The 12,066-nt window shown below is 40.9% G+C and carries 10 protein-coding genes; 9 read left to right on the top strand and 1 reads right to left on the bottom strand.

Going from position 1 to position 12,066, the window contains the following annotated elements:
• Positions 1-611 precede the first annotated feature (611 nt).
• Positions 612-2,525, bottom strand: a complete 1,914-nt coding sequence (locus AC4HAL_RS06670) for an ABC transporter ATP-binding protein/permease (protein ID WP_491093533.1) — start codon at positions 2,523-2,525, stop codon at positions 612-614.
• Positions 2,526-2,913: 388 nt separating this feature from the next.
• Here AC4HAL_RS06670 and AC4HAL_RS06665 point away from each other — a divergent pair, with 388 nt between their 5' ends.
• From AC4HAL_RS06665 to nrdD, 9 genes are all read left to right on the top strand, one after another.
• Entirely contained in the window at positions 2,914-4,185 is a 1,272-nt protein-coding gene (locus tag AC4HAL_RS06665; protein ID WP_491093532.1) for a competence/damage-inducible protein A, read from the top strand.
• A gap of 35 nt (positions 4,186-4,220) precedes the next feature.
• Positions 4,221-5,366 carry a recombinase RecA gene (recA, locus tag AC4HAL_RS06660; protein WP_447452589.1) on the top strand — a complete coding sequence of 382 codons (1,146 nt, stop codon included), beginning with the start codon at positions 4,221-4,223 and terminating at the stop codon, positions 5,364-5,366.
• A gap of 224 nt (positions 5,367-5,590) precedes the next feature.
• The gene (spx, locus tag AC4HAL_RS06655) at positions 5,591-5,989 is read left to right on the top strand and encodes a transcriptional regulator Spx (protein WP_447452588.1); all 399 of its coding nucleotides are present in this window, start codon (positions 5,591-5,593) and stop codon (positions 5,987-5,989) included.
• Positions 5,990-6,079: 90 nt separating this feature from the next.
• Positions 6,080-6,661: an SP0191 family lipoprotein gene (locus AC4HAL_RS06650; RefSeq protein ID WP_491093531.1), complete on the top strand. Its 582-nt coding sequence runs from the start codon at positions 6,080-6,082 to the stop codon at positions 6,659-6,661.
• Between the two features lie 81 nt (positions 6,662-6,742).
• On the top strand, positions 6,743-7,009 hold the full coding sequence (locus AC4HAL_RS06645) for an IreB family regulatory phosphoprotein (protein ID WP_447452586.1): 267 nt from the start codon (positions 6,743-6,745) through the stop codon (positions 7,007-7,009).
• Complete coding sequence (ruvX, locus tag AC4HAL_RS06640; RefSeq protein WP_447452585.1) at positions 7,009-7,428, top strand: Holliday junction resolvase RuvX; 420 nt, start codon at positions 7,009-7,011, stop codon at positions 7,426-7,428. The genes AC4HAL_RS06645 and ruvX overlap by 1 nt, the downstream gene beginning before the upstream one ends.
• Positions 7,429-7,519: 91 nt before the next feature.
• Positions 7,520-7,819, top strand: coding sequence for a DUF1292 domain-containing protein (locus AC4HAL_RS06635; protein ID WP_447452584.1), 300 nt, complete (start codon positions 7,520-7,522; stop codon positions 7,817-7,819).
• Between the two features lie 337 nt (positions 7,820-8,156).
• The gene (locus AC4HAL_RS06630) at positions 8,157-9,755 is read left to right on the top strand and encodes a DUF2079 domain-containing protein (protein WP_491093530.1); all 1,599 of its coding nucleotides are present in this window, start codon (positions 8,157-8,159) and stop codon (positions 9,753-9,755) included.
• Positions 9,756-9,856: 101 nt separating this feature from the next.
• Complete coding sequence (nrdD, locus tag AC4HAL_RS06625) at positions 9,857-12,058, top strand: anaerobic ribonucleoside-triphosphate reductase (protein WP_491093529.1); 2,202 nt, start codon at positions 9,857-9,859, stop codon at positions 12,056-12,058.
• Positions 12,059-12,066 lie beyond the last annotated feature (8 nt).

Genomic DNA, 12,066 nt, shown 5'->3' with positions numbered 1-12,066 from the left:
GAAGGCCTTTTTATTTTGACCAAATTCAAGTAAATACCTTAGTTATTGTCACCTCAGGCCATATTTTTCTAGAGAATTTTTAAAAAAAGACAAACTCCCAAAAAGAAGTTTGTCTTCGGTCTGAAGCACCGCTCAGGCGGTGCTTTTATAAGGTCTATGGCTACAGTTTATAGTGCAGTTTGTTTTTTGCAGCCTCTCCTAAGATCAAGCAGGTTTACCCGCCTAGCTTTTTAATTTCAAGGATCGGGGTAAAACACTTCACCAGACTTGCTACTCGTTCATCATTTTTTCAGCTCGTAGAAAGGGACTGGGACAAAAGACCTGCCTCCGTAATTATTTGAATTATGACAGTTTGACGCAGTAGTTAGTCAGATATCCTTATCTTGGGGTGCTTTCCTATCTTTAGGCGCCCCCTTAAACAGTCCAGTGGACTGTTTAACTACCACCCAAGTGATAGCTCCCACAGTTTGGGGAACTGTTGGAGGTTATCTAATGTGACGAACGATGTTCATCTTATCACCAACCTCCAAAGATCCACCGGATCTTTGGAGCTGTGCGGAGGTGGGACAACGAAATCAAATTCTTCGAATTATTGATTTCTATCCCATTTTCTATTCTGAAGCAAGTGCATCAATAGGGTTGAGGCGAGCTGCCTTACCCGACGGTGCCAAGCTAGCAATAAGAGCAATAAGCAAACCGATGCTGACGGTTCCAATAGTAGTAGTCAAAGAAACCTGAATAATGTCAAATTTAATAGTTGAGTAGACGAGTTTATTGACCAAAGTTTGTATTAAGAGTGCCGTCACAATAGCAAGAATATTAGCTGAGAGTCCCAGAAGCAGGCTTTCATTAACAAAGAGTCGCCGAATGTCCTTACGTCTAGCTCCCATAGCTCGCAGCACACCGATTTCCTTGGTACGTTCAGTCACACTCATATAAGTTGTCGCTACAATCATGAGAATGCTAACTAGAAGTGAGATACCGGCAATCAAAGCAAGGACGACACCGACAATGTAGGTGATTTCTCGGATAGAATCAAGGGTCTCACCGATGCCAGTGATACCGTAAAGAGCTTTACCATCTTTTTTCATCCCCTTGATTGTATTTTGAGCAGCTTTAGTATGATTGAGGTCATCCACGCTGGCTGTTATAAAGTTAGGATTGAGTTGGGCCTTTTGTTTAGCAGCTGCTTCTTTTAAACTGTGATAGGAGACAACAGTCATTTGATCTGAGGTACCAACTACTTTATAATCCTTGGTGATAGTGACGGGCTGTTTGTTCTCTCCTAGAGCTGTGATGCTCAAAGTAACGGTTTTACCAATGGCTTTTTTAGTATCTTTATTGATGTTTTTCTTAGCATAAGCCTTATCAATGACGATTTCATTCCCCTTAGGCATCTTTTTGTTAGAAAGAGTCTCTTCAGGGATAGTAGCATTAGCGCTCTGTAAGATGTTAGATTGTACCGTCTTACCTTGATAAGATAGGCTGAAGGTAGCGGCATAGTAGCCGTACTCAGTCTTTGTAACATGATCTACCTTACTTATTTTTTTCTTATCAGCCGCGCTCACTCCTGTACTAGTAGCAGCATCTACGTCCTTTAGCGTTACTTGGAAGGCCTTGGGATTAGCAATATCACCGATAAAACTATCCATGTAATTTCTGGCTCCATTCCCTAAACCGAGGAAGAACATGACTGAAAAAAGTCCGATCGCCATTCCGATAGTAATAATCAAATTTTGCTTCCAAGCATTTTTAAAATGTGCCCAAGCCATCTTCCAGCTGGCAGTTCTTGTTAGTGCTTTAGACTCCAGTTCTGCCTGCTCTTTCTGCGTTGAAAAAGGCTCTCGTAAGCGTTGGTCGTCTGTAACCTGTCCGTCAGTCAGCGAGACAATACGTGTCCCTGCATTAGCTACTTCTTGTGAGTGGGTGACGACGATAACTGTTTTTCCTGACTTGGCAATATCTTGCAAAATAGCCAGAACTTCCTTGGTATTCTTGCTATCCAAAGCTCCTGTCGGCTCATCAGCAATAATTATTTCAGGGTTGCTGGCGAGCGCGCGTGCGATAGCGACTCTTTGTTTTTGTCCTCCAGAGAGTTGAGCTGGCTTTTTCTTGCGATGTTCGTAAAGACCAACCTGCTTCAAAAGTTTTTCAGCATGTGCCAGCTGTTCTTTATGAGACAGTTTTGTCATTTTTAAGCTAGTAAGAACATTATCCAGAACATTGAGGTAATTCACTAGATTGAAGGATTGAAAAATAAAGCCAATTGTCTGACGGCGATACTCATCCATAGCTTTCTCGCGCTTGTCCTTTTGACGCTCGCCATTGACCAGGACCTCTCCAGAATATTTGCGATCCAGCCCTCCAATAATATTCATCAAGGTGGTTTTTCCCCCTCCAGATTCTCCTAATATGCTGATAAAATCTCCCTGATCAAAGGAAAGGTTGATCCCTTTTAAGACAGGGAATTCCTCTCTGCCAAGGTAGTAGGATTTATGAATATTTTGCAATTCTAATGAACTCATATAAAATCTCCTATTTTGTAATATGGAAATAATACAGTTTTCAAAGGCTAAAGTCAAGAGTTAACTGTAAAATCAATCAATACAAGTTGTGATATTTTATGCAACTCCTGATAGAATCACTACAAAAGTAATGTACTGACTGAGGTTCTTCTTGCTTTACAGGCGAAAAGAGTTTCATGTAGCCTCGCTGGTATCGAGAAATATAATAATGGCTAGATTGACAAAGTGAGTTATTTGTTGACCTATTTCCTGTTTTCGGCAGCCCGTCTGACAATTGAAAACTCCCTGTATCATTCACCTATTTTTAAACCCGTGAAAAAAGAGCCCGCTGGTCTGTTTTTTTTGTTAAAATTAAAATGAATTTACGAATAGATAAGTGGGTGACATCATGAAAGCAGAAATTATTGCGGTCGGAACGGAGATTTTAACGGGTCAGATTGTCAACACCAATGCTCAATTTTTATCGGAAAAATTTGCAGAGTTGGGAATTGATGTTTATTTTCAGACAGCTGTCGGTGATAATGAAGAGCGACTTTTATCAGTTATTGATTTGGCCAGCCAGCGCAACGATATGGTTGTGCTTTGCGGCGGCCTGGGGCCTACTGAAGATGATTTAACCAAACAAACCTTAGCCAAATTTCTTAAGCGAGACCTAATTTTTGATGAAACAGCGAAACAAAAGATTAATACTTTTTTTGCTGCCCGCCCTGCAGTTTTGCAGACGTCCAATAATGAGCGGCAGGCCCAGATTATTGAAGGATCCTATCCCTTGCAAAATAGGACAGGCCTAGCTGTAGGAGGGATGTTAGAAGCGGAAGCAGCCACATATATTGTTCTACCTGGCCCGCCGAGCGAGCTTAAGCCTATGGTGCAGGAACAGCTTATCCCCTTGCTCAATAAAGATCACCAGCAGCTTTTTTCGCGTGTACTCCGATTTTTTGGTATTGGAGAGAGTCAACTGGTTACAGTCCTTGATGATTTCATCAAAAATCAAACGGACCCTACCCTAGCTCCCTATGCTAAAACAGGTGAAGTTACACTTCGTCTGTCTACCAAAGCTAAAACACAATCTGAAGCTGATCAAAAGCTAGAAGCTCTCGAAAGCCAGCTGTTGAAGGCAACCTCTTTGGAAAATCGCTCCCTTTCCAGCTACTTTTACGGCTATGGAGATGATAATTCACTCCCTGAAGTCGTTTTTGAATTGCTCAGGTCTAAGGGGAAGACAATTACAGCGGCTGAAAGCCTGACCGCGGGTCTCTTCCAATCGACCTTAGCAGAATTTTCGGGGGTCTCTAGTGTTTTCAATGGTGGTTTTATCACCTATAGTATAGAAGAAAAGGCTAGAATGTTGGACTTATCCTTATCTGAATTGCGAACCCATGGTGTTGTCAGCGCCTTTACGGCTGAGCAGATGGCACAGGGAGCTCGTCGGCAAACAGGTGCAGATATTGCTGTTTCTTTGACTGGGGTCGCAGGTCCTGACAGCCTAGAAGGCCATCCAGCGGGTACTGTTTTTATCGGCTTATCTACTCAACAAGGAATTATATCGCGTCAGTTAAAAATCAGCGGTCGCTCTCGCTCAGATGTCCGCGAGATCGCAGTTTTACACGCTTTTAATCTTGTACGAAACGCTTTATTAAATGATGGAAATTTAGTATAATAACTAATGCTAACTAGAAAAATAGGAGAAAAGAATTGGCGAAAAAAACAAAGAAATCAGAAGAAGTTACTAAAAAATTCGGTGATGAGCGCAAAAAGGCCTTAGACGATGCCTTAAAAAATATTGAAAAAGATTTTGGTAAAGGCGCGATTATGAAGCTAGGTGAGCGAGCAGAGCAAAAGGTTCAAGTAATGAGTTCTGGCAGCCTAGCCTTGGATATTGCCCTAGGAGCGGGCGGTTATCCTAAAGGCCGTATCATTGAAATCTATGGTCCTGAATCCTCAGGTAAGACAACCGTAGCTCTTCATGCTGTGGCTCAGGCTCAAAAAGAAGGTGGAATTGCCGCTTTTATCGATGCTGAGCATGCCCTTGATCCCAGCTATGCCGCGGCTCTGGGAGTTAATATCGATGAGTTGCTCTTATCCCAGCCCGATTCTGGCGAACAAGGTTTAGAGATTGCAGGTAAGCTGATTGATTCTGGGGCCGTTGATTTGGTTGTAGTAGACTCTGTCGCAGCCTTGGTACCGCGTGCAGAAATTGATGGTGATATCGGTGACAGCCACGTTGGTCTGCAAGCTCGTATGATGAGTCAGGCTATGCGCAAGCTATCGGCTTCTATCAATAAGACTAAAACCATTGCCATCTTTATCAACCAACTCCGTGAGAAAGTCGGTGTCATGTTTGGTAATCCAGAAACCACACCAGGTGGCCGTGCCCTCAAATTCTACTCTTCTGTCCGTTTAGATGTTCGCGGTAATACACAAATTAAAGGAACAGGTGAACAAAAGGACAGCAGTATTGGTAAAGAAACGAAGATTAAGGTAGTTAAAAATAAGGTTGCCCCACCATTCAAAGTTGCGGAAGTTGAAATTATGTATGGCGAAGGGATTTCTCGAACCGGCGAGTTAGTTAAGATTGCTACGGATATGGATATCATCCAGAAATCTGGCGCTTGGTACTCTTATAATGGTGAAAAGATTGGCCAAGGTTCAGAAAATGCTAAAAAATATCTGGCAGATAATCCAGAAATTTTTGAGGAAATTGACCGCCAGGTCCGCATTAAATATGGTCTGATCGATACTGACGAAGCAGAAACTGCCGCCTCCCCTCAACAGGAAGAGGCTAAAGATCAGTCAGAGGACCTATCCTTAGATCTAGATACGATTGAAATCGAAGAATAATGTTTAAGAATTAAGTAATTGGAACAAGAAGCTGGCTTTTATTGGTCAGCTTCTTTTATGTGCTATTATATCTTGAAATATGACGAACGCCTTAACAAATGCTTAAAATATTAAAAAATGAAGTTTTTTAGTTGACAATTTGAAAATAGGTCGCAAGACCTATGTTCAGTTTAGGATATCTGTGCTAGAATGTAACTATCATGTGATAGAAAGAGAGAAGTGACATGATTAAGATTTATACAATTTCTAGCTGTACTAGCTGTAAAAAAGCAAAAACTTGGTTAAATAACCACCAATTACCATACAAGGAACAAAATCTCGGAAAAGAGGGATTAACAAAAGAGGAAATTCTCAATATCTTGTCCAAGACGGAAGATGGAGTTGAGAGTATTGTCTCATCTAAAAATCGCTATGCTAGAGCGCTCGATTTTGATATCGATGAGCTAAGCCTTAGTCAGGTGGTTGATTTGATTCAAGAAAATCCACGTATTTTGAAAAGTCCGATTTTAATTGACGATAAGCGTTTGCAAGTTGGTTACAAGGAGGATGATATACGCGCCTTCTTGCCGCGTGCTATTCGTGAGGTTGAAAATAATCAGGCGCGCATGCGGGCTGTCTTGTAATAAAATATCGAAAAGGAGGGCAATCGCCCTTCTTTTTTGCCTTAAAGTACGCTATAATACTAATGTTAGTGCTTTAGATAAGGAGAAAAAATGAAAAGAAAAATTTATATGACATTAACAGCCCTAGTTTTGGTTTTAAGCTTGGCGGCCTGCTCAAACAGTCTTACTGAGAAATCATCTTCGAACTCTGATACAATTGGTAAGACAGCTAAAAAGAGCTCAGCTTCTCAGAAGGTAAAAAAAGTTTCTGGAACCAAGGCTATGCAGTTTAAAGTGTCAGATAGTGATGGACAACTAACAGTTACTGAAACTGTTGATTATGATGGGGATGAGTATAAAGCTATCAAGATCACTGTTTTACAACCTATGCCTGAAGACATCAAGCAAGCGGCTCAAGGAAGGGATATGAATGAGGTCAAGGGTGCTGTGCTTCCTGAATGGGAGAAAACTAGCACGATCCAAGAGTTAAAAAATACCAAAGGTGTAACAGTAAACTTGGATATTACAAATAATTATGAGCTAAAAGCTAATATTAATATCGATATGAAAAGTATTGATAGTGACTCTCTCGACGATGTGGGCTTCTTTCTTGATGTAACAAAAGAGAATACACCATTGGAGTACATCTTGTATTTAGCCCAGCGCGGTGCTACCAAGGTAGACCCTGCTTAAAGAGTGACTTTTCATTGAAAAGATAAGGAAAATAAGGTATAATAACAGGAAGTTGTTGGCATTCAGAAAGAAGGTGCAAGTATGGGATTTACAGATGAAACCGTTCGTTTCAATTTAGATGATGGAAATAAGCAGGAAATTAGTGATACCTTGACCGCTGTCTATCGCTCACTTAATGATAAAGGATACAATCCGATTAACCAAATCGTTGGCTACGTATTAAGTGGGGATCCTGCCTATGTGCCTCGTTATAATGACGCTCGTAATAAGATTCGCAAATATGAACGTGATGAAATTGTCGAGGAGCTCGTTCGCTTTTATCTTAAAGGAAATGGAATCGACGTTTAATGAGGATAATGGGACTAGATGTAGGCTCGAAAACGGTTGGTGTCGCGATTAGTGATCCACTTGGTTTTACAGCCCAAGGCCTTGAGATTATTCAGATAAACGAAGAGAGAGAAGAATTTGGCTTTGAACGTTTAGGTGAGTTGATTAAGGAATATAGGGTCGAGAAATTTGTTGTCGGCTTGCCTAAAAATATGAACAATACTAGCGGCCCACGTGTGGAAGCTAGCCGAAATTATGGGGAAAAAATCTCCGAGCTCTTTCAGTTGCCTGTTGATTATCAGGACGAACGACTGACGACTGTCCAAGCTGAGCGTATGTTGGTAGAGCAGGCTGATGTTAGCCGCGGTAAGCGTAAGAAAGTTATTGATAAGTTAGCCGCTCAGCTGATTTTGCAAAATTATTTAGATCGTTTATTTTAGCAAGTTATCTCTGAAGTTAAGCCATTTCAATACAAGTTCTGATTTGGGAATAGCTGGACTTTTGGAGTTATATAAAGAGGAGAGAAGAATTATGGCACACGAACACAACCATGATCATGAAGTGATTACCCTTGTTGATGAGCAAGGAAACGAGACCTTATTTGAAATTCTTTTGACTATTGACGGTCGTGAAGAATTTGGCAAAAACTATGTATTGCTGGTGCCAGCTGGCGCTCAGGAAGACGATAACGGAGAAATCGAAATTCAGGCTTACTCGTTCACGGAGAATGAGGATGGTACAGAAGGAGATTTACAGCCAATACCGGAAGACTCTAATGCTGAGTGGGACATGATAGAAGAAGTCTTTAACAGCTTTTTAGATGAAGAATAGAATGTAGAGGAGCAGGTTTCATCATTCCAGCTCTTTTTATTTGGGTCTTGCTAAACTAAACTCTAATGTAGCCTAATAAGAGATATCTTTGACTTTTTCGAATAAATAGATAGAGGATTCTATTTATGAAGAAAGAAAATTTATCACCCGAAGAACAGGAATTTTTAGAGAGCTACCTAAGACGTTCCCATCACCGCTTCAAGGAGATTCTGACCTATAGCATAATCCTTAGAAAATTGACTAAAGACTAAATTCTGATATACTAGAGAGGATAATGTAAACAGAAAAATCTAACAAACCAAGCGTATCAGCTTTATCATTTTAATGAGGAGAACGGATGGCAGATTATAGACAAGATGAAGAACTTCCAACATACAGCCGCAGGAAGAGTGAGTCCGAGGGAGTTGAGGAAAAAACACCGCATGAAGAATCATCCTTTCATAAAGTTGAGGTAGACGGCTCACACAGATTTTATATTCTTCTGTTTAGTTTGGTTTTAGCTCTGACCTCGGTGGCCAACCCTCTACTGACAGACTTTGGGAATGCTGCCCAAACCACTAACCTATATACAGGACAGATCATGAGCCAAGGACATGTTCCTTATCAAGATATTTTTGCGACAGGTGGTTTCCTTTTTTACGGAATTATTGCGCTCAGCTATCTTTTAGGATCTAGCCTGTGGTTGATGTTGGTAGAATTTTTGGCTTTTTATATGTCAGGAATTTACCTCTATAAAATTATTAGTTTCTTGACTGATAAGTCTGGGATGGGTATGACCTTTACCCTTGTCTTTTATCTACTCAATCTCGGATTCGGTTTTGGCAATCTTTACCCTATCCAATGGGCCTTCCCTTTCATCTTGAATGCTTTATGGTTTTTGACTAAGTATTTTACAGGCTATATCAATGATGAGGCCTTTGTGATTTATGGATTTTTTGGGACCCTCGCTGCCTTGTTGGAACCCCGTAGTCTCATCTTCTGGATCCTGTCTTTCGTAGCTATCGGTCTCTATAATTTTAGCCAACGTCACTTTGCCAGAGGCTTTTATCAGCTTTTGTGCATGATTTTTGGTGCTATTGTGGTTTATTATACGGTTGGCTACTTTGTCTTTAATATGGGAAATTTAGAGGATTATATCAATCAGGCCCTCACCTATAATTTTACTGTCTTTGCTATTGCTAAGGAATCCTTGCTCATTACCCTTCCCTACCAAATTTTAATAGCAGCAGCTTCTGGTCTACTCTTGGGACTGTTTGGTTTCTTTGGGCACCGCAGCCAGGAAACAAAATTCAAAATACCTAAATGGCTTATTTTTCTTACCCTAGTTTTAACTCTATTAATGGGAGTTTTTTCACAAAGTTATTACCTTTATCAACTTCTGTTACCTCTACCCTTTGGACTGATTTTGACAGCCTTGGTAATTAACGATGGTATGGAAAATGGGAAAAAAGAGGGGCGGGCTAGCCATGCTGCCCACCGGCGTAAACGCAGCCGTGAGGTCAAGGATAATTACTGGGCGGTCTTCGCTCGGAAGCATTTTCAGCTCCCCATCTTAGTCATAGTGGTAGGGATAGGTATACCAATCTTCTTAGGAATCGCCTCCCTGGGACTCAATCGCGAACGCAGTAGCATTGCTAATTATCTTAGGGAAAATACAAGTGAGGACTCTCAGATCTATGTCTGGGATCACTCGTCAAAAATTTATTTGGGGACAGCTCGCCAGTCGGTTTCACAATTTCCGCTACCGTCTGTTAATATAGCTAATGCTGCCAACAGCCAAAAACTGAGCGATGACCTGATTCAAGACAGCGCTGAGTATATTATTGTTAACAATGATGAAAAGTTACCGTCAGAAGTGTTACATAATCTTAAGGGGGCTTACGATAAGAAATCCTTAGATGATGCCAGTCATTTCACGATTTATCAAAAAAAATAATTTCAGCTATCAAAATCAATATGTTGTGGTTTAATAAAAAACTCACCACAACATATTGATTTTTTTTGGCCTTGTGCTATAATGGAGACCGAGGTGGAAAAATGATCACATTAGAAAAAAACTTCGTTATCACAAATCCAGAAATTACAGTTATCAAACGCGATGGCCGTCGAACAAAGTTTGACAGTGATAAAATTTATCAGGCCTTACTACGGGCAAGTCAAGAAGTTTCAGAGCTGTCTCCCTTGATGGAAACGAAATTAAAGGGTATTACTGATCGTATCGTAGCAGAAATCGCCGATCGTTTTACAGCCGATGTCAAAATTTATGAGATCCAAAGTATCGTTGAACATGAATTGCTCAATGCTAATGAATATGCTATTGCGCAGGAATATATTAATTACCGTACTAAACGAGATTTCGCCCGTTCACAAGCGACAGACATCAACTTCACCATTGATCGCTTGCTTAACAAAGATCAAACTGTGGTCAATGAAAATGCTAATAAAGACAGTGACGTTTTTAATACTCAGCGTGATTTGACCGCCGGTATTGTGGGGAAATCGATTGGCTTGAAAATGCTGCCACCTCATGTTGCTAACGCTCACCAAAAGGGAGATATCCATTTCCACGATTTGGATTATAGCCCCTACACGCCTATGACGAACTGCTGTCTGATTGACTTTAAGGGGATGCTGGCTAACGGCTTTAAAATTGGTAATGCTGATGTTGAAAGTCCCAAATCAATTCAGACAGCAACTGCCCAGATCTCCCAAATTATTGCCAATGTGACTTCCAGTCAATATGGCGGTTGTACAGCTGATCGGATTGATGAATTTTTAGCCCCTTACGCTGAACTTAATTATCAAAAGCACTTGGCTGATGCTAAAAAGTGGGTTGCTGAGGATAAGTGGGAAGATTATGCGCGTGCCAAAACAAAAAAGGACATCTATGATGCCATGCAGTCTTTGGAGTATGAGATTAACACACTCTTTACCTCGAATGGACAGACTCCTTTTACCTCTTTGGGTTTTGGTTTGGGAACATCGTGGTTTGAACGGGAAATTCAAAAGGCCATCTTAGAGATCCGAATTAAGGGTTTAGGAAGTGAACACCGAACAGCCATTTTCCCTAAATTAATTTTTACGCTCAAGCGTGGACTTAATTTAGAGCCTAATACTCCAAATTACGATATAAAACAGTTAGCCTTAGAATGTGCAACCAAGCGTATGTACCCAGATGTTTTATCCTATGATAAGATTATTGATTTGACGGGTTCCTTTAAAGCACCAATGGGATGTCGCTCTTTCCTTCAGGGATGGAGAAATGAAAATGGTCAGGAAGTAAACTCTGGACGGATGAATCTTGGGGTGGTAACAGTTAATTTACCACGTATCGCTATGGAATCCGATGGTGATAAGGAGAAGTTTTGGTCACTTTTTGCTGAACGCATGCAAATTGCTAAGGATGCCCTAGTCTATCGCGTTGAACGCGTAAAGGAAGCTAGTCCCGCTAATGCTCCTATCCTCTATCAATATGGGGCTTTTGGTAAGCGTCTGCCAAAAACAGGCAATGTTGATACGCTCTTTAGACATCGTCGGGCAACAGTTTCTCTAGGCTATATTGGTCTTTACGAAGTTGCTACTGTCTTCTATGGCGGTGAATGGGAAAACAATCCAGAGGCTAAGGGATTTACAAAAGATATCATCCGCCAGATGAAGAAAATGGTTGAAGCTTGGTCAGATGAATATGACTACCATTTTTCTATCTATTCAACACCATCTGAGAGCCTAACTGACCGATTCTGTCGTTTAGATACGGAGAAGTTTGGCAAGGTTAAGGACATTACGGACAAGGAGTACTACACCAACTCCTTCCACTATGATGTGCGTAAGAATCCGACACCATTTGAAAAATTAGATTTTGAAAAGGATTACCCTGAACTAGGGGCTAGTGGTGGATTTATCCACTATTGTGAATATCCTGTCTTGCAACAAAATCCTAAGGCCCTTGAGGCTGTGTGGGACTACGCATATGATAAGGTCGGTTATCTAGGAACTAATACTCCGATTGACAAATGTTATGAATGCGGATTTGAGGGAGATTTTACGCCGACTGAACGTGGCTTTATGTGTCCCAACTGTGGAAATACAGACCCTAAAACGGTTGATGTTGTCAAACGGACTTGTGGTTATCTTGGCAACCCTCAAGCACGTCCTATGGTTAATGGGCGCCATAAGGAAATTTCAGCCCGTGTTAAGCATATGAATGGTTCAACTATAAAAAATCCTGGGAAAGAATGAGATAAAAT

Source organism: Streptococcus sp. ELY_125 (genome assembly GCF_058314535.1).
Note: the sequence above shows the minus strand (reverse complement) of the source record. Positions and strands in the feature narration are given on the sequence as shown.